At 64.7% G+C, this 23,809-nt stretch carries 21 protein-coding genes; 10 read left to right on the top strand and 11 right to left on the bottom strand.

Annotated elements, in window-relative coordinates:
• Positions 1-38: 38 nt before the first annotated feature.
• Positions 39-1,793: an ABC transporter ATP-binding protein gene (locus FJ424_RS00420; protein ID WP_140650244.1), complete on the bottom strand. Its 1,755-nt coding sequence runs from the start codon at positions 1,791-1,793 to the stop codon at positions 39-41.
• Positions 1,794-1,967: 174 nt separating this feature from the next.
• Here FJ424_RS00420 and FJ424_RS00415 point away from each other — a divergent pair, with 174 nt between their 5' ends.
• Positions 1,968-3,248, top strand: a complete 1,281-nt coding sequence (locus tag FJ424_RS00415; RefSeq protein WP_140650241.1) for an amidohydrolase family protein — start codon at positions 1,968-1,970, stop codon at positions 3,246-3,248.
• A 367-nt stretch (positions 3,249-3,615) separates the two neighbouring features.
• Entirely contained in the window at positions 3,616-4,539 is a 924-nt protein-coding gene (locus FJ424_RS00410) for a DMT family transporter (RefSeq protein WP_140647312.1), read from the top strand.
• Here FJ424_RS00410 and FJ424_RS00405 read toward each other — a convergent pair.
• Complete coding sequence (locus tag FJ424_RS00405; protein ID WP_140650239.1) at positions 4,536-5,438, bottom strand: phosphotransferase family protein; 903 nt, start codon at positions 5,436-5,438, stop codon at positions 4,536-4,538. The two genes, FJ424_RS00410 and FJ424_RS00405, sit on opposite strands and share 4 nt — an antisense overlap.
• Positions 5,439-5,534: 96 nt before the next feature.
• Between FJ424_RS00405 and FJ424_RS00400 the strand changes: the two genes are divergently transcribed.
• Positions 5,535-6,167, top strand: coding sequence for a class I SAM-dependent methyltransferase (locus tag FJ424_RS00400; RefSeq protein ID WP_140650236.1), 633 nt, complete (start codon positions 5,535-5,537; stop codon positions 6,165-6,167).
• Between the two features lie 15 nt (positions 6,168-6,182).
• On the opposite strand, the gene FJ424_RS00395 is transcribed toward FJ424_RS00400, so the two are convergent.
• The gene (locus tag FJ424_RS00395; RefSeq protein ID WP_140650233.1) at positions 6,183-8,636 is read right to left on the bottom strand and encodes an FAD-dependent oxidoreductase; all 2,454 of its coding nucleotides are present in this window, start codon (positions 8,634-8,636) and stop codon (positions 6,183-6,185) included.
• Positions 8,633-9,517 (bottom strand): phosphotransferase family protein, encoded by an 885-nt coding sequence (locus FJ424_RS00390; RefSeq protein ID WP_140647058.1) that lies wholly within the window; start codon positions 9,515-9,517, stop codon positions 8,633-8,635. The genes FJ424_RS00395 and FJ424_RS00390 overlap by 4 nt, the downstream gene beginning before the upstream one ends.
• Before the next feature lie 385 nt (positions 9,518-9,902).
• On the opposite strand from FJ424_RS00390, the gene FJ424_RS00385 reads away from it, so the two are divergent.
• Positions 9,903-10,667, top strand: coding sequence for a DeoR/GlpR family DNA-binding transcription regulator (locus FJ424_RS00385; RefSeq protein WP_140647059.1), 765 nt, complete (start codon positions 9,903-9,905; stop codon positions 10,665-10,667).
• 20 nt (positions 10,668-10,687) lie between these two features.
• On the opposite strand, the gene FJ424_RS00380 is transcribed toward FJ424_RS00385, so the two are convergent.
• Both FJ424_RS00380 and FJ424_RS00375 read right to left on the bottom strand, forming a co-directional pair.
• The gene (locus FJ424_RS00380; protein ID WP_140650231.1) at positions 10,688-11,584 is read right to left on the bottom strand and encodes an NAD(P)/FAD-dependent oxidoreductase; all 897 of its coding nucleotides are present in this window, start codon (positions 11,582-11,584) and stop codon (positions 10,688-10,690) included.
• Positions 11,574-12,023, bottom strand: a complete 450-nt coding sequence (locus FJ424_RS00375; protein ID WP_140650228.1) for an Rrf2 family transcriptional regulator — start codon at positions 12,021-12,023, stop codon at positions 11,574-11,576. Before FJ424_RS00375 ends, FJ424_RS00380 begins: the two co-directional genes overlap by 11 nt.
• 89 nt (positions 12,024-12,112) lie before the next feature.
• On the opposite strand from FJ424_RS00375, the gene FJ424_RS00370 reads away from it, so the two are divergent.
• The 6 genes from FJ424_RS00370 to FJ424_RS00340 all read left to right on the top strand — a co-directional run bounded on the left by FJ424_RS00370 (position 12,113) and on the right by FJ424_RS00340 (position 18,908).
• The gene (locus tag FJ424_RS00370) at positions 12,113-13,024 is read left to right on the top strand and encodes a LysR substrate-binding domain-containing protein (RefSeq protein WP_140650225.1); all 912 of its coding nucleotides are present in this window, start codon (positions 12,113-12,115) and stop codon (positions 13,022-13,024) included.
• 130 nt (positions 13,025-13,154) lie between these two features.
• Entirely contained in the window at positions 13,155-14,309 is a 1,155-nt protein-coding gene (locus FJ424_RS00365) for an ABC transporter substrate-binding protein (RefSeq protein WP_140650779.1), read from the top strand.
• 159 nt (positions 14,310-14,468) lie between these two features.
• Entirely contained in the window at positions 14,469-15,467 is a 999-nt protein-coding gene (locus tag FJ424_RS00360; protein ID WP_140650222.1) for an ABC transporter ATP-binding protein, read from the top strand.
• Between the two features lie 277 nt (positions 15,468-15,744).
• The gene (locus FJ424_RS00350) at positions 15,745-16,650 is read left to right on the top strand and encodes an ABC transporter permease (RefSeq protein WP_181182148.1); all 906 of its coding nucleotides are present in this window, start codon (positions 15,745-15,747) and stop codon (positions 16,648-16,650) included.
• Positions 16,640-17,455: an ABC transporter permease gene (locus tag FJ424_RS00345; protein ID WP_140658349.1), complete on the top strand. Its 816-nt coding sequence runs from the start codon at positions 16,640-16,642 to the stop codon at positions 17,453-17,455. The genes FJ424_RS00350 and FJ424_RS00345 overlap by 11 nt, the downstream gene beginning before the upstream one ends.
• 25 nt (positions 17,456-17,480) lie before the next feature.
• Positions 17,481-18,908: a gamma-aminobutyraldehyde dehydrogenase gene (locus FJ424_RS00340; RefSeq protein WP_140658347.1), complete on the top strand. Its 1,428-nt coding sequence runs from the start codon at positions 17,481-17,483 to the stop codon at positions 18,906-18,908.
• A 118-nt stretch (positions 18,909-19,026) separates the two neighbouring features.
• Here the strand turns inward: FJ424_RS00340 and FJ424_RS00335 are convergent, their stop codons facing one another.
• The 5 genes from FJ424_RS00335 to FJ424_RS00315 all read right to left on the bottom strand — a co-directional run bounded on the left by FJ424_RS00335 (position 19,027) and on the right by FJ424_RS00315 (position 23,714).
• Entirely contained in the window at positions 19,027-20,436 is a 1,410-nt protein-coding gene (locus FJ424_RS00335) for an FAD-binding oxidoreductase (protein ID WP_140647068.1), read from the bottom strand.
• Between the two features lie 332 nt (positions 20,437-20,768).
• Positions 20,769-21,083 carry a hypothetical protein gene (locus FJ424_RS00330; RefSeq protein ID WP_140647069.1) on the bottom strand — a complete coding sequence of 105 codons (315 nt, stop codon included), beginning with the start codon at positions 21,081-21,083 and terminating at the stop codon, positions 20,769-20,771.
• Positions 21,084-21,137: 54 nt separating this feature from the next.
• Positions 21,138-21,500 carry a nuclear transport factor 2 family protein gene (locus tag FJ424_RS00325; protein WP_140647070.1) on the bottom strand — a complete coding sequence of 121 codons (363 nt, stop codon included), beginning with the start codon at positions 21,498-21,500 and terminating at the stop codon, positions 21,138-21,140.
• Positions 21,501-21,578: 78 nt separating this feature from the next.
• Positions 21,579-22,052, bottom strand: a complete 474-nt coding sequence (locus FJ424_RS00320; RefSeq protein ID WP_140658345.1) for a carboxymuconolactone decarboxylase family protein — start codon at positions 22,050-22,052, stop codon at positions 21,579-21,581.
• Positions 22,053-22,160: 108 nt separating this feature from the next.
• Positions 22,161-23,714, bottom strand: a complete 1,554-nt coding sequence (locus FJ424_RS00315; RefSeq protein ID WP_140658343.1) for an alpha/beta fold hydrolase — start codon at positions 23,712-23,714, stop codon at positions 22,161-22,163.
• Between the last annotated feature and the right edge of the window lie 95 nt (positions 23,715-23,809).

Here is a 23,809-nt window from a genome sequence, read left to right as displayed (position 1 = left end):
TCTCCTTCTCCGGCAAGGGGAGAAGGAGAGGCGCCGCACTACGGCATCAGCTGATATTCATAAAGTTTCTGGTAGAGCCCGCCCTGCTTGAGCAGGGCCTTGTGCGGGCCGCTTTCCACCACCTTGCCCTTTTCCAGCACCACGATCGTGTCGGCCTGGTGCACGGTGGAAAGCCGATGCGCGATCACGATGGTCGTGCGGCCGACGGTGAGCTGCTGCAGCGCGTCGCGGAACAGCGCTTCCGACTCGGCGTCGAGCGCGCTGGTCGCCTCGTCGAGCAGCAGGATCTCGGCGTTGCGCAGCATGGCGCGCGCGATCGAGATGCGCTGGCGCTGGCCGCCGGACAAAAGCGAACCGTTCTCGCCGACCTCCGTGTCGTAACCCTTGGTCATGGCGCTGATGAACTCATGCGCGTTGGCGGCCTTGGCGGCGGCGATCACCTCTTCGTCGGCCGCGCCCTCGCGGCCGAGACGGATGTTGTGCATGACGGTGCCGGCGAACAGGAACGTGTCCTGGCTGACATAGGCGATCTTCTGCCTGAGCGAATCGAGCGTCGCGAACGAGATGTCCTGGCCGTCGAACATCACCTTGCCGGTCTGCGGGTCGTACATGCGCATGATCAGGTTGAGGATCGTCGACTTGCCGCTGCCGGATGGCCCGACCAGCGCCGTCATCTTGCCGGCCTTGAGCGTCAGGTTGAAGCCGTCGAACACGGGCGCGCTTTCCGGATAGGCGAAGCCGACGTCGTCGAAGCGGATTTCGCCCGGGCCGGATTGCAGCGGAGTGGCGCCGGGTTTCTCGGCGAGCGTCAGCGGCCGGTCGGCGAGCTGGAACATCATGCGCACGCCGACGATGCCGGTCTCGAGCGAGATGCGAACGCGGGCCAGGCGCTTTGCCGGCTCATAGGCCAGGAGCAGCGACGCGATGAAGGCCATGATGTTGCCCGGCATTTGCCCGCCCTGCAGCACCAGGAACCCGCTGACGAAGACCGCCCCGGCGATCGCCAGGCCGGCAAGCGTTTCCATCACCGGGCTGGTGGCTGCCTCCAGTGTCGCGATGTTGTTGGCGCGGTTCTCGACATCGGAGACGGCTTTGTACATGCGCTTGCGCATCGCGCCTTCGAGGTTGAAGGATTTGACGACGCGCACGCCGATCGCCGTCTCCTGCATCACATGCACGATCTGGCCAAGCGACTTGAATTCCATGGACGCGATCTTGCGCACGCGTTTCAGGATGCGGTTGACACCATAGATCGCCACTGGCCCGACGGCAAAGCAGATCAGCGACAGCCACGGCTGTTGCCAAACCATGACCGCGACTAGCACGATCAAGGTCACCAGGTCGCGCACATAGGAGGTGACGACGAGGTCGAGCACGCTGCGCGCGGCCTGAGCGTTGTTGGTCATGCGGGCGATCAGGTCGGCCGACGAGGTCGAATGGTAGAATTCGATGCCTTGCGCCAGGATGCGATCGTAGATTTTGCGCTGCCGGTCGGCGATGATGGCGTTGCCGACACGGCTCATGCAATAGGCCTGCACGAACGTTGCGAAGCCCTTGAGCAGGAAGATCCCCGCGACGCTCGCCGCTATCATGTTGACACGGTCGAGCCTCTTGAAGACGACGAATTCGTTGGTGATCTCGCGCAGGATCCAGGCGCTGGCACCAGTCATGGCGGCCACCACCAGCATCGACACTATGGCTGCGCCATAGCCGAATTTATGCTCGTGGAAGGATTCCCCCACCAGCCTTGCTATGAGGCGCTGGTTTTCCGTGGAACGGAAGAAGCGAAACAACGGCCGATCCTGTGTCTGGCTGCGAGAATTTCGGATTCGCCACGAGGGCGAGAGGCGGCTTATAGAGCGAGTTGCGGCGCGATGGAACCTTTCGGCTCCCGGGGAAAGAAAAGGCTGCGCCAGGCTGTCTTTTCGGCCACGATGATTGCCGATTCTTGAAAAGGGTGACGACAGATGGATTTCGACCTCATCGTGCGCGGCGGCACGCTGCCGGACGGCAGGATTGCCGATATCGGCATTGCCGGCGAAACCATTCGGGCGGTCGAGCAGAAACTGCCGGGCTCCGCGCCGACCGAGATCGACGCCCGCGGCAATCTGGTCTCGCCGCCCTTCGTCGATCCGCATTTCCATATGGATGCGACGCTGTCCTACGGCATCCCGCGCATCAACGCTTCCGGAACGCTGCTCGAAGGCATTGCGCTCTGGGGCGAGTTGAAGCCGCTTCTGACGCATGAGGCGGTGCGCGAGCGCGCGCTCGCCTATTGCGACTGGGCGGTGTCGATGGGCCTGCTCGCCATCCGCAGCCATGTCGACGTCTGCGACGACCGGTTGCTCGCGGTGGAAGCGCTGTTCGATGTCAAGAAAACCGTCGCACCCTATATCGACCTGCAACTTGTCGCGTTTCCGCAGGATGGCCTCTATCGCTCCCCGACGGCGCTGAAGAACACCATCCGCGCGCTCGACAAGGGCGTCGATATCGTCGGCGGCATCCCGCATTTCGAGCGCAGCATGGCCGATGGCACGCGCTCTGTCACGGAGCTTTGCGAGATCGCGGCCAAACGCGGCCTGATGGTCGACATGCATTGCGACGAGACCGACGATCCGCTGTCGCGCCATATCGAGCAACTGGCTTATGAAACGCAGCGCCTCGGGTTGCAGGGCAGGGTGGCCGGCTCGCACCTCACCTCCATGCATTCGATGGACGATTACTACGTCTCGAAGCTTTTGCCGCTCATCGCCGAGGCCGGCGTGTCGGCAATCCCCAATCCGCTGATCAACATCATGCTGCAGGGGCGCCACGACACCTTCCCGAAGCGGCGCGGCCTGACCCGGGTCAAGGAGATGCAGGCGCTCGGCATCCGCGTCGGCTGGGGCCAGGATTGCGTGCTCGACCCCTGGTATTCGCTAGGCACCGCCGACATGCTCGACGTCGCCTTCATGGGCCTGCATGTCGCGCAGATGTCGAGCCCGGCCGACATGGCGCGCTGCTTCGACATGGTGACCAACGTCAACGCCGCCATCATGGGACTGGACCATCTGGGTCTCGCGGTCGGCAAGCGGGCGAGCCTCGTCGTGCTCGATGCCGGCAATGCGATCGAAGCCGTTCGCCTGCGCCCCGAGCGCCTCTGCGTCATTGCCAGGGGCAAGGTCGTGGCCGAGCGGACCAGGCAGGAGACCAGGCTTTCGATCGCGGGCAGGCCCGGCCAAGTGAACCGCAGGCATAAAACAGCGTAGATCTCTGCCTCCCGGTTTGACCAGTCACCTGGGCCGGCGAGGCAAGTATCATGAACGGTTCGCTATTGGCTGAAACGCTCGTCACTTCGTCATTCTATGGCGAAGCAAGGAGCGAAGCGACGCGGCGCAGACCATAGAATCCATTCCGTGACGTACGAGCTTTGCGGCGGTCCAGAATGGCCTCCGTCCTGCGCCGCCTTCGCTCTTCGCGCGAGGTCACGGCATGGATCCTCCTCGGGTCTGCGCGTCCGCTTCGCTCCCGCTCCGCCCGTGGATGACGAAGTTCCAGCGCTTCGGCCAGCCTCGATTTCCGCTGGTCTTACGGATTTCCCTCGTCAAACCGGCTGCTTGCGGCTAGGGACCCGGCATGGCCCTGTCCCTTGCGCGCAATTTCACGATCAGGAACATGTTGCTCGCCGGCATCCTCTTGATGCTGGCTGGCGACTTCATGTTCGCGCTGAACGACGCGATGGGCAAATGGCTGGTCGCGAGCTTCTCCGTCGGACAGGTGGTGCTCATCCGCTCGATCGGCGCCTTCATCGTGCTGGGTCCGATGATCGCCAACCAGGGCACGGCCAGGCTGTTTCACATGGACCGGCCGGTTTTGCAGTTCCTGCGTGTCGTGGCCACCACAACCGATACCGGGCTGTTCTATGCCGCGGTCGTCTACCTGCCGCTGGCCGACGTGATGAGCTTCTACATGGCCGGGCCGATCTATGTCGCGGCCCTGTCGCATCTCTTGCTCGGCGAAAAGGTCGGCTGGCGCCGCTGGCTGGCGATCCTGGTCGGCTTCTGCGGCGTGCTGATCATCCTGAAGCCGTCCTCGGCGGCCTTCTCGTTGTCTTCGGCCTTCGCGCTCGTGGGCAGCATCGCCTTCGGATTCGCTATCATCCTCGGCCGTCTCCTGCGCGGCACCAGCGACACGACTTTGGTTACCTGGCAGACCATCGGCACGCTGATTGTCGGCGGCCTGCTCACCATCGGCGCCTGGCGCACGCCGTCGGCGCTCGATTTCGGAGCCATGCTTTTGCTCGGCGTCGTCTCTTGCGCCGCGCATCTGATGATCACAAGGGCGCTGAAGCTGGCGCCGGCCTCGACGCTGGCGCCGCTGCATTACACCCTGCTCCTGTGGGCTGTGGTCTTCGGCCTCGTGTTCTTCGGCGATGTCCCGGGGCCGCGTATCCTGGTCGGCGCGGTCATCGTCGTGCTCGCCGGCCTGTTCATCTTCCATCGCCAGAAGGTGGTGGAGACCGAGGTGCCGCCGGAGAACGTGCCGAAGGGCGTGAACTAACCCGCGCGTATCGCTGCCAGATGCCTGGAGAATTCCGTTGTCTCCATCAGCGCCTTGCAGCGGGCGAAGCGGCCGTCGGCATAGGCTCGGAAATCGTCGGCCGGATTGTCGTTGGCGAGCTGGATCAGTCCCCAGAGCGTCCAGAGCAGATCGCACATTGCCTTGTAGATGACGATACGTCCGCGCTCCGCCGGCCTCGCCTCGCCGCCGAAATAGGCGTGCATCAGTTCCTCGTCCTGGCCGACATCGAATTTGCCCTCGACCGAAAGGTCGCCGAGGTCCCACAGCGGATCGTTCATGCCGGAATATTCCCAGTCGACGATCCACATCCGATCGCCGGTATCGAGGAAATTCTCGCACAGCGGGTCGCAATGGCAGGCGGCGAGCGGGATTGCGTGCGCGGCAAGGGCCGCGCGCACAGCTTCCGCCTCGCGCACCACGTCGTGATAGCCGGCGGGCAGCGCCACGTCCTTGGTCGACAAAACCTTGAGATAGTCGTCGATCATCGCGAACAATTCGAAGCGGAAGGGAAAGGCCGCGCCGGAAGAGTGGAGCTTGTGGAAGGCCTGGCCGGCCCGCGCCGGGCTGCCCGGCCGCGCCTTGAATTTTTCGGGCGACATCGTCTCGGCGCCAGCAATAAAACGCGTCGCCATCAGGCCGGACGCCGGATCGGCATAGAGCACTTCGGGACTGACGCCGGCCCTGGCCGCCTCGCGCGCCGCCACCGCCTCGTTGGCGCGGTTGATATATTCTTGCGTGCCCTTGCCGGGAATGCGCAGACACGCTTCGCCGGCCCTGTAGACCATGTTGGTCAGACCGCCCAAATGCTGCAGCGGTCCGTCATAGCCTGCCAGCGCCGGAATGGCGGCTAACGCGGCGCGCGCCTCGTCCATCGTCATCCCCTTTACCATCACACGATGTTTTATAGCGGAACGGTTCCACAGTTTTTGCCGCTTGGCTACCATTGCGGATACGAATCGGCGGCGGGAGCAGAAATGGCGGACGGCAAGCACAGCGGCTCGCTAAGCGCGGCCTACGCCGCGAAGCGGCCTGAGGAAGTGGCGGCGATCTATGACAGCTGGTCCGAGACCTATGACGCCGACATGTCGGCCGCCGGCTACCGCCACCCGACGATATGCCTTGCGCTGCTTGCCCGGCACTTGCCGCGCGGCGCCGAACCGTTGCTCGACGCCGGCGCCGGCACCGGCCTGATCGGCGAATGGCTGGCCATCACCGGCTATCCCAGGGTCGAGGCGCTCGACATCTCGCAAGGCATGCTGGACAAGGCAGGCGCGAAGGGCGTCTACACGGCGCTGCATCGCCTGGCGATGGGCGACGCTTTGCCCTTCGCCGGCGGCGCCTATGCCGGCATTGTTTCGGCGGGCGTCTTCACCTCGGGCCATGTCGGGGTCGAGGGACTGGACGAGCTGATCCGCATCTGCCGTCCAGGCGGCGTCATCGTGCTGACCGTCAAGAACACGCTTTGGCAGGCCGGCTTCGCCGAGCGCATCGCCGGGCTTGAGGCTCAAGGCAGGTTGAAGCGCGTCGAGGAAACGGCGCCTTATGCCTCGATGCCAGGCGAAACCGATACCGTGCCGAGCAGGGGGCTTGTGCTGCGCGTCAGCTGACCCGCTCTGCGTGGATCAGGCCCTTATCCTTGCTCCGGCCGGATCGTACATCGGCTCGAGATGGATTTTTGCCGGCGTGCGTTCCATCGCCACCACCAACTCGTAGTCGCCAGAGGTAAGGAACTCGTCGCCGACGCCGTCGGCATTGCGCACATAGCCGTAGCCGATATTCTTGCCCACCGTGTAGCCGTGGCCGCCGCTGGTGAGGTAGCCCACCGGTTCGCCATTGCGCAGGATCGTCTCGCGCCCGACCAGCACGATCTCGGGATCGTCCACGGTGAAGCCGGCAAAACGTTTCGTCGGCGCTTTGCCGGCTGCTTTCCCCAGCGCCCTGCGTCCGACGAAGTCGGTGTTCTTGCGAAGCTTCACCGCCCAGCCGAGCCCCGCCTCCAGCGGCGTGTCGTTCGGCGTGATGTCGGAACCCCAGGCGCGGTAGCCTTTCTCCAGTCTGAGCGATTCCAGCGCGCGGTAGCCGACCGGGCGAATGCCATGCGCCTTGCCCGCCGCCATCAGCGCGTCGAAAACCTCGCCGGTGGTGGCGATCGGCGCATGCAACTCCCAGCCGAGTTCGCCGACATAAGTGACGCGCAGCGCCTTCACGCTATGGCCGGCTATTGCGATCTCGCGCGCATGGCCGAAGGGGAAGGCGGCGTTCGAGACATCGGCCTCCGTCACCGCCGACAGCACGTCGCGGGCGCGCGGCCCCATCAGCGACAGCGTGCCGAAATCTTCCGTGACGTCCTTCAACCTGGCGTCGAGGCCCGAGCCGATATGGTCGCTTATCCAAGACAGATCATGCGTGCGGAAGCCGGTGCCGGTGACGATGTAGAACCGCTCCTCGCCGAGCCGCGACACGGTGAGGTCGGCCTCGATGCCGCCGCGCGTGTTGAGGAGCTGCGTGTAGGTCAGCCGTCCGACCGGCTTGTTGACGTCGTTGGCGCAGATCCAATCGAGCGCCTTCAGCGCGTCCGCGCCGGTCAGCTCGTATTTGGCGAAGGAGGACTGGTCGAAGATGCCGACCTTCTCGCGCACATGACGGTGTTCGTCGCCGACCGGGCCGAACCAGTTCTGGCGGCCCATCGAATAGACGTCCTCGGCGGCCGCGCCGTCCGGCGCGAACCAGTTCGGCCGCTCCCAGCCGAGCTTGGAGCCGAACACGGCGCGGTGCGTCTTCAGCCGCTCATAGAGCGGCGAGACGATGCGCGGCCGTCCTGTCAGATACTCCTCGTGCGGGAAGCCGATCGTGTAGTGCTTGCCATAGGCTTCCAGCGTGCGGTCGCTGACCCAGTCGCGGTCGCGGTGCAGGCCGGAGAAGCGTCTGATGTCGACCACCCAGAGGTCGAGCGGCGCCTCGCCGTCGACCACCCATTGCGCCAGCACCCAGCCGGCGCCGCCGCCCGACGCGATGCCGAAGGCGTTGAAGCCGGCGCCGACGAACATGTTGGCGCATTCGGGCGCGACGCCCAGGATGAAATTGCCATCCGGCGTGAAACTCTCCGATCCGTTGATCATCTGCTTGACGCCGGCGGTTTGCAGAGCCGGAACACGCGCGATCGCCTGGGTCATATGCTGTTCGAAGTGATCGTAGTCGTCGTCGAACAGGCGGAATTCCCAGTCGTTGGGGACGTCACCCCCTGGGAGATTGGTTGTCCAGGCCTGCGGGTTGGGTTCATAGCCGCCCATCACCAGCCCGCCGACCTCTTCCTTGAAATAGGTGCGGCGGTCGGGGTCGCGGATCGTCGGCGCGTCGTTGGCCAGTCCCTCGATCTTCTCGGTGATGATGTACTGGTGCTTGACCGGCTGCAGCGGCACGTTGATGCCGGCCATCGCGCCGACCTGCCTTGCCCACTGCCCGGCGCAGTTCACCACCTTGCCGCAGGCGATGTCGCCTTTTGAAGTCTTCACCGCCGTGATGCGGCCGTCCTTCATCGCAAAGCCGGTGACGCGCACGTCCTCGAACAGTTTCGCGCCATGCATGCGCGCGCCCTTGGCGAGCGACTGGGCGATGTCGGAGGGGCTTGCCTGCCCGTCGGTCGGCAGCCACGAGGCGCCGACCAGATCGCCGGTCTCCATCAGCGGCCACATGCGCTTCACCTCCGCAGGCGACAGAAGCTGCATGTCCATGCCGAAGCTTTTTGCCGTGGTCGCCAGCCGCTTGAATTCGGTCCAACGGTCGGCGTTCGTCGCCAGCCGCAAACAGCCGGTCATCTTCCAGCCGGTCGCCAGGCCCGTCTCGGCCTCCAGTCCCTTGTAGAGATCGACGGAATATTTGAGCACGCGCGTGATCGAGGCCGAGGAGCGCAACTGCCCGACCAGTCCGGCGGCGTGCCAGGTCGAGCCCGAGGTCAGCTTGCCCTGCTCGAGAAGCACCACATCGGCCTTGTGGTCGCGTACCAGATGATAGGCAGTGGAGCAGCCGATGATGCCGCCGCCGATGACGACGATTTCGGCATGGCTGGGCAAAGTCATGACTTGGTCCCGTATTTCGTCCAGTAATTCTCAAGCGCCGCGTCGAGCCGGACGAGGTTTTCCTCGGTATAGGCGACATAGTCGATGCCGGGCGCGTCGAGATAAAGCTCGGAGACCATGCTCCACATCGCCTCGCGCAGCAGCGAGGCGCATTGCATGGCGGCATGCGAACGGCGGATTTCGCCGTCCGGCTCCTTCATGAAATAGGCGGTCAGGAAGGCGAAGGATTCGTCGTTGCTCATGCCGGCATTGGACGCGACGCCAGCGAGGTCGAACATCGCCGTGTTGAATCCGGCATACTCGAAGTCGATCAACCACAGCCGTTTGCCGTCATCGAGAATATTGGCCGGCAAAAGATCGTTGTGGCCGAAGACGATCGGCAAAAGCTTCTGCGCCCGCTCGAGCTCGTCGGCGAGCGAAAGATAGCGCGGCAACTGATCCTTCTTTCGGCTGCCGCCTTCGTCCAGCGTGCGCGCATAGTCGCGGATGACGTGGAACACCCAGAACATGAAGCCGGCGCCGGAGACGTGGTTCGGCATCTCGCGATGGAAGCCGCGCAGCAGAGCCGCCACGCTGCCGAGATTGGCGCGCACATCCTCTCCGAGGAAAGTCTTGGCGCCGAGAAATTCCGTCACCAGTATGCCGGGCTCGGCATAATGCACGGCCGGCGCGAAGCCCGCCGCATGCGCTGCCCGCGCCGTCATCACCTCGCGCTCGCGAAAGACATGGTGGAACGGGAAGTCCTGGCCGAAGCGCACGACATGCCGCCCGGCCGCATCCGTGACGACAAAATTGGCGTTGCTGAGCCCGCCCGGCAGCGGCTCGATCTCGATGCCGCCGTTCCAGCACGGCAGGGCGCGGATGCGGTCTTCGGCGTTCACGGCTTCGTTCCGGCCTCAGCCGGCCCCGCCCAAAACAAGGATGGCAAAAAATGAAAAAGCCTCGTCGGTGCGAGACGCCAGGATCGGTATCCCGCACCGCACCGACGAGCCCCTTGGCCAGGTATGATATCCCGGCATCCGCCCCCGCGGATTTGATAAAAGCTCGCGCCTGGCTGGTTCCAGGCGATCTGGTCACTAGGCTGCGGCTCTGCCATCACCCTCCCGCGGCAGTTCCGAGCCTGTCACAAGGTTAATGTCATGCCAGGGTGACAGAGCTGTCAATCAAAAGCTGTGACTTTTTTTGGGTGTTTTGCCCGAAAATATAAGCGACTCCTTTCAAAGCGTTGCCAAAGCCTTAAATTCGGTCAAAGTGCCGGACATCCACATGATCCATTCGAAACGGCATGGCGAAATCCTGCGGCTCCTCAACGAGGAGGGCACGATCACCATAGCCAGCCTTGCCGAACGTCTGGGCGTCTCGCTGGAAACGGTGCGGCGCGACGTCAAGCCGCTGGCCGACGACGGGTCGGTGCTGAAGATGCATGGCGCCGTGGGCCTTGCCTCGATGGTGGGCGAGGCGCCATTCGAGCGGCGCATGCGCGAAAATGCCGAAGCCAAGCGCCTGATCGCCAGGATGGTCGCGGCCACGATCCGCGATGGCGAGGCGATCATGCTAGACACTGGCACGACCACCTCCTTCCTCGCGCGAGAGTTGCTCGGCCATCGCCGGCTGACGGTGGTCACCAATTCCTCCGACATCGCCCGCACGCTGGCGACGGTGAACGGCAACAAGGTCTATATGGCCGGCGGCGAGCTGCGCAGCGATTCAGGCGCGGCTTTCGGCATCTCGGCGATCGAGTTCGTCAGCCGCTTTTCGGTCGATCACGCGGTGATTTCGATCGGCGCGGTCGACGCCGCCGCCGGCCTCACGGACTACGAGCTGGAAGAGGCGGAATTCGCCCGCATGGTGCTGTCGCGCGGCCAGCGCTCGCTGGTCATCACCGACCATACCAAGTTCGGCCGCCAAGGACTGGTCCGGGTCTGCGGCTTCGACGGCTTTTCCGAGCTCGTCACCGACCAGCCGCCGCCACGCGACATAGCCGCCGCGCTGAGCCAGGCCGGCGCCCGGCTCAGTATTGCCGCAGCCTGACGCGCCCAAGGAATGAGAGCCTAACCGAACACCAGCGACTGGTGCGCCGCAACCCCGGCCATCGCGCCGCCCGACACCGCGAAGGCGATGTTGTGCATCAGGCGCGCGGCGTCTCCGGCCGCGAAGACGCCGGGCACCGATGTCTGCTGCTTGTCGTCCACGACGATCGCCCGGCCAAGCGGGCCTTCGTTGAAGGCGCAGCCCAGCTGCTCGGCGAGCGGACTTGCCATTTCGTTGCGCGGCGCGGTGAACAGCGCCCGCACGCTTGCGCTGCGATTACCATCCAGCCTGACGACCAGACCGTCGGCGCCGTTGTTGTGCACTTCCGCCACTTTAGCCGGCTCGAACCTGATGTTGCGCTTCTCCAATGCCCGCGCCTGGTCCGTGTCCGGTTCGAACAAGCCGTCAGCGAACAGCGTGACGTCGCCCCAGTCGGAAATCAGCTCGGCCTGGTGCAGCGACATCGGTCCGGTCGCCAGCACGCCGAGCGGCCCGCCGGCCACCTCGTAGCCGTGGCAATAGGGGCAATGCAGCACCGTCTTGCCCCACTGCGCGGCAAGTCCTGGAACGTCCGGCAGGATGTCCCTGACACCGGTGGCGAGCACCAGCCGTGTCGCGCCGAAGCCCTCGCCATCGTCCATCCGGACCTCGAAGCCGGTGCCGGCAGCGGTGGCCCGCTCGGCGCGGCCGTCCATCACCTTGACGGTGGGATAGGCAAGCAACTGTGCCCTGGCCTCGTCGAGGATGTCCGACGGCGCCCGCCCGTCCTGACCGAAGAAGCCATGCGAATGCTCGGCAAAGCGGTTCCGCGGCTGCCCGGCATCGATCACCAGCACCTTGCGCCGCCCACGCGCCGCATACATGGCGGCGGAGAGGCCGGCAAAGCTGCCGCCGACGACGATCATATCATACTGCATGGCTGGATACTCCAATCAGGTCATAACGGCGGCGGAAGTCGGCCGTGAGGTCGGCCAGCGTGATATGGCTGAGCCGCTCAGTGAGCAGCCTTTCCGCCTCCAGGCGAAAATCGTCGAGCACGGCGATCACCGCCTGCTCGACCAGGCACCCGGGACTTTCCGGCTCGGTGCTGAACGGCAGCAGCGTTTCGCCGAGCGCGGCGCTGATCTCGGCCAGCGAGATCTTGTCCGGCGCGCGGCCGAGCTGCCAGCCGCCGCCATGGCCGCGCGACGAGGTGACGATGCCGGCCTCGCGTAAGCCGGCGATGGTGCGGCGCACGACCACCGGATTGGTGTGGATGAAGCCGGCCAGTTGCTCCGAGGTCAGCGCCCGGTCGGGCGCGTCGGCCATATGGACGAGGATATGCAGGGTCGAGGACAGTCGGCTGTTGCGTTTCATGTAACTTACATAGTTACAAATAGAGCGGTCGTCAAGTTTTGGACCTTGCCCACTTCCCAGCACCGCATTGGCCGGTGTTTAGTCCGGCCATGGCTTTCACCATCCGCCAATTGCAGTTCTTCGTCGCCGTCGCCGAGCAGGGCACCGTCTCGGGCGCCGCGCAGAACCTGTCGATTTCCCAGTCCTCGGTCACCGAGGCGATCAAGGAATTGGAGAGCGATCTCGGCGTCGAGCTGTTCGAGCGCCATCCGCGCGGCCTCAACATCACCCACAAGGGTCACCAGTTCCTGCGCCACGCGACCAAGATTCTGGCCGATGTCTCGGATGCGCGCCGTTCCTTCTCCAGCGAGCAGGCCGCCGCGGGCGGCCGCCTGCAGCTCGGCGTCACCTCGCTGGTCGCCGGCTATGTGCTCTCCGATCTGCTCGCCCGCTACCGCCGCGCCTATCCCGGCGTCGAGGTTTCGGCCATCGAGGACAATGGCGACTATCTCGAGCACCTTCTGGTCGGCGGCAAGCTCGACATCGCCGTCATGGTGACGTCCAACCTGCGCGACCGAACGGCGCTGCAGTCGGAAATCCTGGAAGTTTCGGCCTACCGGCTGTGGATTCCGCTCAGCCACAGGCTCGCCAGCGCCGACATCATCTCGATCGGCGATATCGCGTCCGAGCCGCTGATCATGCTCACCGTCGACGAGATCGAGGAGAACACCGGCAAGCTGTTGTCGGCGATCGGCGCCCGGCCGCATGTCGCCTTCCGCACCCGCTCGGTCGAGGCGGTGCGCAGCCTTGTCGCCACCGGCGCCGGCGTGGCGCTGCTGCCCGACCTCGTCTACCGGCCCTGGTCGCTGGAAGGCGACCGCATCGAATCGCGCGACGTTTCCGGTTCGCTGCCAGTGGTCCAGGTCGGCACCGTCTGGCGCCGCGGCTCCGGCCTGCCGCAGGCCGCGCGCGACTTCATCGGCCTCGCGCAGTCGCAGCGGATGGTGCGTCAGCGACTGTGATACCTATCGGTAAAACCGATATCGGCTTTCTGATAAATGAATTTGCGAAACCGGATTTTTCACAGCACCTTTCGTTCAGGGAACAAAGCCGCGCCCTGAGAGCGCTGCCCCTAGCAATGGGAGATCGATGATGAATGCATTCCTGAAGTCGTGCACGGCGCTGACAGTCGCACTGACTTTTTCCAGTCAGGCCATCGCCCAGGTCAAGGAACTCGGCAAGGGCGAGGGTGAGGTCAACATCGTTGCCTGGCCGGGCTATATCGAGCGTGGCGAGACCGACAAGGGCTATGACTGGGTGACGGCTTTCGAGAAGGAAAGCGGCTGCAAGGTCAACGTCAAGACCGCCAACACCTCGGACGAGATGGTCTCGCTGATGAACGAGGGCGGCTTCGATCTGGTCACCGCTTCGGGCGATGCCTCGCTGCGCCTCGTCGCCGGCAAGCGTGTCCAGCCGATCAACACCGATCTGATCCCAAGCTGGAAGACCGTCGACGACCGCCTGAAGGATGCGCCCTGGTTCACCCTCGACAAGGTGCATTACGGCGTTCCCTATCAGTGGGGCCCTAACATCCTGATGTACAGCACCGAAGTGTTCAAGGAAGCGCCCAAGAGCTGGAATGTCGTCTTCGAGGAAATGAAGCTTCCCGACGGCAAGTCGAACAAGGGCCGCGTCCAGGCCTATGACGGCCCGATCCACATCGCCGACGCCGCCAACTATTTGATGTTCCACAAGCCGGAACTCGGCATCAAGGACCCTTACGAGCTCAATGAGGACCAGTACAAGGCGGCGCTCGATCTTTTGCGCACGCAACGCACGCTGGTCGGCCGCTACTGGCACGATGCCGCGATCCAGGTCGACGACTTCCAGAACGAGGGCGTGGTCGCCTCAGGCTCATGGCCCTATCAGGTCAACACGCTGGTCGCCGCCAAGAAGCCGGTCGCCTCGACCGTGCCGGAAGAAGGTGTCACCGGTTGGGCCGACACCACCATGATGGAAGCCGACGCCGCTCATCCGAACTGCGCCTATATGTGGCTCGAGCATTCCTTGTCGCCGAAGGTCCAGGGCGACGTCTCGGCCTGGTTCGGCTCGCTGCCGGTCGTGCCCGCCGCCTGCAAGGGCAACGAACTGCTCGGCGAGGAAGGCTGCAAGACCAACGGCTACGAGAATTTCGACAAGATCAAGTTCTGGAAGACGCCGGTGTCGAAATGCGCCAGCCAGAACGACCAGTGCGTGCCTTACTACCGCTGGGTGTCGGACTATATCGGCGTCATCGGCGGCCGGTGATCTCCTAGTCCTCCCCTCCGGGGGTAGGTTCGAGATGCAGTGTCGGGGTGGGGGCGATCCCCACCCAAGGCTGAACCGCGACCTCTCGCGGGGAGGTGGTTCGCCGCGCGAATTTCCCAGACCCGGCTATAGACAGCCCGGCTATAGACAGACAGGCCCATGATCTCTGCCGTTTCCTTCAAACAAGTCTCGCGCCATTTTGGCAACGTGCGCGCCGTCGACGCCGTCGATCTCGACATCGTACCGGGCGAGTTCTTCGCCATGCTGGGGCCGTCAGGGTCCGGCAAGACGACCTGCCTGCGTCTCATCGCCGGCTTCGAGCAGCCGACGGCCGGCTCGATCTCCATCTTCGGCGCGCGCGCCGAGGGCGTTCCGCCCTATCGCCGCAACGTCAACACCGTCTTCCAGGACTATGCGCTGTTCCCGCATCTCAACGTGCTCGACAACGTCGCTTACGGCCTGATGGTCAAGGGCGTCGGCAAGGCCGAGCGGCTGAAGGCGGCGGAGGAAACGCTGTCGCTGGTGCGTTTGCCGGGCTATGGCGCGCGCCGCCCCGGCCAGCTATCCGGCGGCCAGCGCCAGCGTGTCGCGCTTGCCCGCGCGCTGGTCAACCAGCCCAAGGTGCTGCTGCTGGACGAGCCGCTCGGCGCGCTCGACCTCAAGCTGCGCGAGAACATGCAGGAGGAATTGAAATCGCTGCAGAAGGTGCTCGGCATCACCTTCGTCTTCGTCACCCACGACCAGGGCGAGGCGCTTTCCATGGCCGACCGCGTCGCCGTCTTCAACGATGGCAGGATCATGCAGGTCGGCACTCCGGAAGATATCTACCAGCGGCCGAACACGCGCTTCGTCGCCGATTTCGTCGGCTCGTCCAACGTGCTGCCGCCGGATTTCGTCCAGCGCTATTCCGGCCAGCATCGCTGGGGGAGTCTGCGCCCGGAGTCCATCCGCATCTCCAGCGCGGCCAGCGGCGACGGCGTCGCCGCGCGCCTGGTCGGGACCAACTACCTCGGCGCCACGACCAGGCTGGCGCTCGACGCCGACGGGTTGAGGCTGCACGCGGTCGTGCCGGCCGGCACGGCGCTGCCGGCGGAAGGCGAGGCGGTGATGCTCACCTTCAACCGCGAGAGCCTGCATCTGATGGACGAGCCGGCATGAGGAAGGTTGGCGCGAGGCCCCCCTCTCTGTCCTGCCGGACATCTCCCCCTCAAGGGGGGAGATCAGCAGTTTCTCGGCCTCGCCAATTCTGCTTCGTTGGAGATTGGCGAAACCCGGAGGGACAGCCAATCTCCCTCCTTGAGGGGGAGATGTCCGGCAGGACAGAGAGGGGGGCGAAGGATCGCGACCTCTCATGTTTCCTCCAAGGCGCGGCCCCATGACCGTCGCCGCTGTTCAATCCAACCCCACCCCCGCCATCCTGCCCGGCAGCGGCGGCATGCGCGGCGCGCTGTCCGATCTCTTCTGGCGGCAGCCGAAGCTTCTGCTGCTGCTCATGCTCCTGCCACCCGTGCTATGGCTCGGCATCGTCTATATCGGCTCGCTGTTCGCGCTGCTGGCGCAGAGCTTCTTCTCGATCGACGAGTTTTCCGGCCTCATCAACCGCGAGTTCACGCTGAAGACCTATGGCGACCTGTTCCAGGCCGCCAATCTCGACATCATCCTGCGCACGGTGACGATGGCGGCGCTCGTCACGCTTGCCTCGGCGATCATCGCTTTCCCCATCGCCTATTATGCTGCGCGCTATGCGCGCGGCCGCTGGAAGGCGCTGTTCTATCTCGGCGTCATGCTGCCGCTGTGGTCGAGCTATCTGGTCAAGATCTATGCCTGGAAGCTGATCCTCGCCAAGGAGGGCATCCTCACCTGGCTGCTCGCCAAGCTGAACCTGCTCTGGCTGCTCGATGCCTGGCTGTCGCTGCCGATCGTCGGCGGCAACTCGCTGTCGGTCTCCTTCACCGGCACCTTCATCGTCTTCGTCTATGTCTGGCTGCCCTTCATGATCCTGCCGGTGCAGGCCGCGCTCGAACGCGTGCCCGGCAATCTGGTCGAAGCCTCGTCCGATCTCGGCGCCTCGCCCGGCCAGACCTTCCGCAACGTGCTGTTCCCGCTGGCGCTGCCCGGCATCGTCGCCGGCTCGATCTTCACCTTCTCGCTGACCTTGGGCGACTACATCATCCCGCAGATCATCGGCACCTCGCGCCTGTTCATCGGCCAGGCCGTCTATTCACAGCAGGGCACCGCCGGCAACATTCCGTTGGCCGCCGCCTTCACCGTGGTGCCCATCGTCATCATGGGCTTCTATCTCTGGGGCGCCAAGCGCATGGGGGCTTTCGATGCGCTCTGACCGTGGCCAATCCGCTCCGCTCGGCCTGAAGATCGCCGCCGCCTGCGGCCTGCTCTTCCTGCACCTGCCGATCCTCCTGATCTTCGTCTATGCCTTCACGACGGAAGAGAAGAGTTTCGTCTGGCCGCCGCCGGGGTTCACCACGCAATGGTTCGCCGTCACCTGGAACCGGCCGGACGTCTGGGATGCGTTGTCGCTCTCTGTCCGCGTCGCCGCCATCTCGACGGCGATCGCGCTGGTGCTCGGCACGCTCTGCGCGGCCGCTGTCTCGCGGACGCGCTTCTTCGGCCGCGAGGCCATCTCGCTGCTGGTCATCCTGCCGATCGCGCTGCCCGGCATCATCACCGGCATTGCGCTGCGCTCGGCCTTCGCGCTGGCCGACATCCCGTTCTCGTTCTGGACGATCGTGCTTGGCCACGCCACCTTCTGCGTGGTCGTCGTCTATAACAACGCCGTCGCCCGCTTCCGCCGCACCTCCGGTTCGATGATCGAGGCGTCGATGGACCTCGGCGCCGACGGTTTTCAGACCTTCCGGCATGTCGTGCTGCCCAACATCGCAACCGCATTGCTCGCCGGCGGCATGCTCGCCTTCGCGCTCTCCTTCGACGAGGTCATCGTCACCACCTTCACCGCCGGCCAGCAGCAGACCGTGCCGATCTGGATGCTGGAGGAACTGATCCGCCCGCGCCAGCGCCCGGTCACCAATGTCGTGGCCATGGTCGTCGTGCTGGTGACGCTGCTGCCGATCCTCTTTGCCTATTACCTGACCCGTGACGGCGACCAGATCGCCGGTTCGGGCAAATAACCGAATTGATTAGGGAGTGACGTCCATGGACACCCAGATGCTGATCGGCTCGAAATTCGAGAAGGGCACCGAGACGGAGGAGCCGATCCTCAATCCGAAGACCGGCGCGACGATCCTCAACCTGCCCGAAGCGAGTCCGGCGCAGATCGAGGCTGCCGTCGCTGCGGCCGAACGAGCGTTCGTCAGTTGGTCGCGCACGACGCCGGCGCAGCGCTCGGGCTATCTGCTCAAGATCGCCGACCGCATCGAGGCCGAGGCGAAGGACTTCGCGGCGCTCGAAGCGCTGAATTGCGGCAAGCCGATCAACGCCGTGCTCAATGACGAGATTCCGGCGATCGTCGACTGCTACCGCTTCTTTGCCGGCGCGGTGCGTTCGATGCCCGGCCAGGTTGCCGGCGAATATATTCCGGGCCACACCTCGATGGTGCGGCGCGACCCGGTCGGCATCGTCGCTTCCATCGCGCCCTGGAACTATCCGCTGATGATGATGGCCTGGAAGCTGGCGCCGGCGATCGGCGGCGGCAACACGGTCGTCTTCAAGCCGTCGGAGCAGACGCCGCTGACGGCGCTGAAGCTGGCGAAGATCCTCGCCCAGGTGCTGCCCGAGGGCGTCGTCAATGTCGTGCTCGGCCGCGGCGACAGCGTCGGCAACACGCTGATCAACCACCCCAAGGTGAACATGATCTCGATCACCGGTGACGTCGCCACCGGCAAGAAGGTGCTGCAGGCGGCCGCCAAGTCGGTCAAGCGCACGCATCTGGAGCTCGGCGGCAAGGCACCGGTCATCGTCTTCGACGACGCCGATCTCGGCGCGGTGGTCAACGGCCTGCGCGCCTTCGGCTATTACAATGCCGGCCAGGACTGCACCGCCGCTTGCCGCATCTATGCCGGCAAGAAGATCTACGACAAGCTCGTCGCCGACCTCTCTTCCGCCGTCTCGACCATCAAATACAACCAGCCCGACGACACCGAGAACGAGATCGGGCCGCTGATCTCGCGCCGCCAGCGCGACCGCGTGTCGAGCTTCGTCGAGCGCGCTTCGGAACTGAAGCACATCGAGATCACCACCGGCGGCAAGCCGGGCGAAGGCTCCGGCTTCTACTACCAGCCGACCGTCATCGGCGGCGCGCTGCAGGAAGACGAGATCGTGCGCCGCGAGGTGTTCGGTCCGGTCGTCTCGGTCACTCGCTTCTCCGACGTCGATGAAGCGGTGAACTGGGCGAACGACAGCGACTACGGCCTGGCCTCGTCGGTGTGGACGAAAGACGTCTCGCGCGCCATGGCGACGGCCGCCCGCCTGCAATATGGCTGCACCTGGATCAACACGCACTTCATGCTGACCAACGAGATGCCGCATGGCGGCCTGAAGCAGTCCGGCTACGGCAAGGACATGTCGCTCTACGCGCTGGAGGACTACACCGCCGTCCGCCACGTGATGGTGGCGCACGGCTAGGCGCCTTCTACCTCTTCCCTTGTGGGAGAGGTCGGATTGTCCCGAATTGCGAAGAGCAATTCGGAGGCAATCCGACCTCGGCGCGACGATCCCTGTGTCGGCGGGATCAGCGTAAGAATTAAGCGGCTGTCCTGCCTTCCGTCATCGAAGTCGCGGGCTTGATGTTCTGGTTGACCCGGAAGACGTTGAAGGGGTCATAGGTGCGCTTCACCTGGCTCAGCCGCTCGTAATTTGCGCCATAGCTCGCCTGCACGCGCGCTTCTCCTTCGTCGTCCATCATGAAATTCACGTAACCGCCTTCGCCGTTATGGGGGTGGATGCTCGTCCAGTAGGTCTTGGCCCACCTGGTGAGGTCGGCGGCCTTGCCCGGATCGGGATCGATGGCGGCGATGACCATCGACCAGGTTGCGTCGCGCGCGTTCCATGCGGTCTCGTTCTTGCCGACGCGGCGAACGGCGCCATCGATCGGGTAAAGATGCATGAGCGACAATTCGCTCGGCGCCGCGGCGGCCTGCGCGATATGGGTTGCGATGGCTTCGTCGGGAAGCGACTTCACGAAATCGCCCTTCCAATACCATTGCAGGCCTTTCGGAAGCAGCGGATCGAACAACGCCTGCAAGGCCGGGAATGGCATCACGCCCATCCAGTTGAAAATCGGCGGCGGCAGATTGTCGAGCAGCGGCGCCATGGCCTTGCGCCCGTCCTCCTCGGTGCCGTTGTAGCAGGAGATGATGGCGCAGGCGCGCTTGCCCCAATATTCGCGCGGGAAGGGATCGGTCGAGGGAACGGTTTTCAGGCCGACAAAGGCGCCAAGATCTTCCGGCGCCTCCGGCAGGTAGTCGCGATAGGTCTGCATGACGGCCAACGCATCCTTGGCCTCCCAGAACACCGGGCCGCCGAAGATCATGTTCACAGGATGGGCCTGGAACAGGAAGCTGGTCACGACGCCGAAATTGCCGCCGCCGCCCCGGAGCGCCCAGAACAGGTCGGGATTCTCGGCTTTGCTGGCTGTCACCACGCTGCCGTCGGCCAGCACCAGATCGGCTTCGACCAGATTATCGATGGTGAGACCGTATCTGCGCGTGAGATAGCCCGTCCCTCCGCCGAGGGTAAGACCGGCAACGCCAGTGGTCGAGACGATGCCGGCCGGAACAGCCAGCCCGAAAGGATGGGTGGCATGGTCCACGTCACCCGACGTGCAGCCTGGCCCGACCCTCACGGTGCGCGTTTTCGGATCGACATGGACCCCTTTCATCATCGACAGGTCGATGACGAGGCCGTTGTCGCAAATCCCCAGCCCGGCGCCGTTGTGCCCGCCGCCGCGCACGGCGATCAGCAGGTCGTTATCGCGCGCGTATTTCACGGCGGTGATCACGTCGGCGACATCGGCGCAGCGTGCGATCAGCAGCGGGCGCTTTTCGATCATGCCGTTATAGACCTTGCGGGCCTCGTCATAGCCGGCATCGTCACGCAGGATCACCTCCCCGCGCAGGCTTTCACGCAGTTTTGCATGGGTTTCGTCGGTCATCGGTTTGCTCCCTTGATTGCGCCCACCGCCATGCGGCGTCGGCGCGACGCATTTGTTGCTTCGTTATGCCGCCTCGACGGGCGGGTGCGTTCGACGGTGCAGGAAGAGCACATTGCACCAATCCGGTGCGCGCCGCTTCGCCCGAAAGGGCCAGCGGGGCATGGCCCGGGAGAGCCATGACATGGCAGCCAACCCGGCCGGGGCCGGCCGTGCCGGGATGCTCGGTCCCTGGCCCTGTCGATCTGATGCTGACGAGCGGCCGCCCGCGTCGCGGCCACTCGCGCCTTCGTGCTCGCCGGCGGCCTCTCAGCCCCGGCTCTTCGACGGTGCAGCTATTCCACGATGCGGAAGATCTGCCACTGGCTGGTGCCCGACACCACATAGGGCTCTAATTCCTTGCCCCATTTGGCGTGCGCGTCGATCTTGGCGATCTTGGCGAAGAACGCTTCCAGCTGGGCCAGGCTTTCGACCTCGTGATGGGACTCGATCGTCGCTTCACGTGCGCCGATCGAGCCGGTCATGAGGCGAAAATTCAAGTCAGCGAGCCCGACCTGCGAGCCGATCTCGCGCTCCCATTTCCGCATCAGCTCGAGTGCGGTCTGCTTCTGGCCGAACTTCGCGTCGATCTGCCATCTGGCGCTGAACATGTTTGCTCTCCCTCATGATTGCGGCCAGGCCGCTGTTGATTTGTCCGCGACTTGTTATTCGTCCCAGGCCTGCACGACGGTCTGCCGCGCGATCAGGCCGTTCTTCAGCTCCACCATCGCCGCGCAGTACACTTTTGTGCCGTCCGGATAGGCGCAGGCTTGCATGAAGGCGAGGTTGTCGCCCTCGGCGATGGTGGTATCCACCTTGTGGGTCATCGCCCGGCTGCAGATATCGTCCCAGAAGGTGCTGATCGCCGCGCGGCCGCGGATCTCGCGCGGCTTGCTCGGCGGATTGTTCCGGTCGATCACCCGCACCAGCGCATCGTCGTTGTAGAAGCTCGACAAGAGCTTGCCGTCACGGCCCTCGATCGCCTTCTTGATCGCCGCGCCATCCACTGTCTTTGTCTTGGTCAACATTTCTTGCCTCCATGGCCCGTCTGATCGGGCGTTCCGTTGCTGGGACGCAGCCCGGCGTGACCGCCGGGCCGAGGTCTTTCACTGCGACTTCGCCTTGACGGCGGCGAACAGGTCGTCGGTCTGCTTCTTGAATGTGGCGAGGTCGACCTGGCTGCCGTTGAGCATCGTCGACCAGTGGCGCACGATCGCCGCCATGGCGATGGCCTCCTTGATCTCCTCGTCGCTCGCGCCGTTCGCCTTGGCCGCCAGCGTGTGGAAATAGATGCAGTACTGGCAGGGGATTTGCGAAGCGACCGCCAGGCCCATCAGCTCCTTGGTCTTGCCATTGAGGGCGGTGTTCGGATTGAGCTGCACGCCCTTGATCTCGGCCCACGCGCCGGCCACCGCGACATCGGGCAGCGTCTTGAACATGTCGGGCACCGTGCCGAGCGTGGCCTGGATATCTTTGTAGGCCGCGGTTGCCGAGGCGTCCGCGGCCCGCGCCGGAGTGATGGCCAGCAACGCGCCCGCGGCAAATGCCAGCAATCCGATCTTGCGATTCAATTTCAGCATTTCATCCTCCATTCGCAGTGCTTTCGTGGCTGCATCGCCTAGCCTGCATGGGGAGAATTGATACCTCTTAGGGCGCCCCGACCGCTTCGCCCGAAAGCGCCATGGCTCTCATGGCCCGTCCGGGCCAGCATGTCTGGCCGAGAAGGCCGCCGCCGCCGCCCGCGACGGCAGGTCGAGCTTGAGCAATATGTTGGCGACGTGGCGCTTGACCGTGTGCTCGCTGAGGCAGAGTTCGGCGGCGATCGCGGCATTGCTCTTGCCGTCGGCGATCAGGTTCACCACCTCGCTCTCGCGCGCCGTCAGCGCGGCCGGCTCGGCGGGCCTTGCCTTGGGCCGGCAGGCCGGCTCCAGATGCTGCTCCGACGTCGCCAGAACTGCCGGCATGGGCTCGTCCACCTCATCGAGGCTGACGCGGCCGGCATCGACGAAATGCAGGCCGGAACCTATTGCGAGATCGGCGACTAGCCGCGAGGCGAGGATGTCGCCGCGCCCGGCATGCGCGGCGAGCTGCATCGTCACCCGCGCCGTCAGCCCGACCGGCTGGCCGCGCATTTCGATCTCGCCAACATGCACGCCTTGCGCGCTGGCCACGCCGATCTGCTGGGCCGCCTCGCGCAGCGCCGCGGCGCAGCGCACGGCGCGCGCCGGCCCATCGAAGCGCGACATCATCAATTCGCCATGCGTGCCGGCCGTGCGGCCGCCATGGCGGCCGACCAGAAGCCGCCAGGTTTCCTGGAAGCGCTGGCTGCGCTCGCTCCACATGCGGTCGCCGAGCTTGGCCGTGTCGTAGATGCGCGTCCCCAGCAGCGCCGCCAGCACGCGCTCGGTGTCGGCCACCGCCGGTTCTCCGGTCAGGAATTCCTCGATCAGATCGGCCACTCGGTCGACGTCGCCGGTCCAGATCGGGTGGTCGCGCCCAGAGATCTCGACCAGGCGAGCGCCGGGGATCTTCCTGGCCAGGAAGCGGCTGGCATCGGGGTCGACGCGGGCGTCGTTACGGCGATGGATCAGGAATGTCGGCACCCTGATCATCCCGAGTATATCGCGCACGTCGATATCGGCGTTCATGCGGGCAAGCGCTGCGGCCGCCGTCGGACTGGCCGACAGCCGCTCAAACCGGGCCCACCACTGGGTGAAGTGGGTATCGTCCACCCGGCCAGGCGCGAAATTCGGCAAGGTGGCGCCGGTGCCCCACGATGTCTCCGCCGTCTCAATGAAAGCTTCCAGCCGTTCCGGCGGCATCACCCATCTGTGGAAATGCGCATAGGCGCCATAGAGGACGAGCGCGCGCGTCCGCTCCGGATAGGTGGCGGCGAACAGCATCGCCATCGGCGCGCCCTCCGAGGCGCCGAGGATCGCCGCCCGGCCGCTGCCGGCGGCGTCCATCACCGCGCGCACATCGTCCATGCGCGTTTCGAGACTGGGCAGATTGTGGTTGTCGACGCGGTCGGAAAGCCCGGTGCCGCGCTTGTCGAACAGGATGAGCCGCGAGAAGGCCGAGAGCCGTTTCAACAGGCGGCTGTAGCCTTCGTCTTCCCAATGCAGATCGAGATTGGAAATGAAGCCCGGCACGAAGACCAGATCGAACGCGCCCTGGCCGACCACCTGATAGGCGATCCGCACCTCTCCGCTGCGCGCGTATCTGGTCTCGATCGGCCTCACGAGTTCTTCCGCCTGGCCTGACGATTTCCGATCGTCAAACATAGCAGAGCCGACCAGGTAGCGGCAGCTTAAACTTTAGCAAAAAGAAATGTAAG

Origin of the sequence: Mesorhizobium sp. B3-1-8 (assembly GCF_006439495.1) — a bacterium.
Classification (GTDB): domain Bacteria; phylum Pseudomonadota; class Alphaproteobacteria; order Rhizobiales; family Rhizobiaceae; genus Mesorhizobium.
The sequence above is the reverse complement of the archived record's forward strand: the minus strand, read 5'-3'. Positions and strand labels throughout refer to the sequence as shown.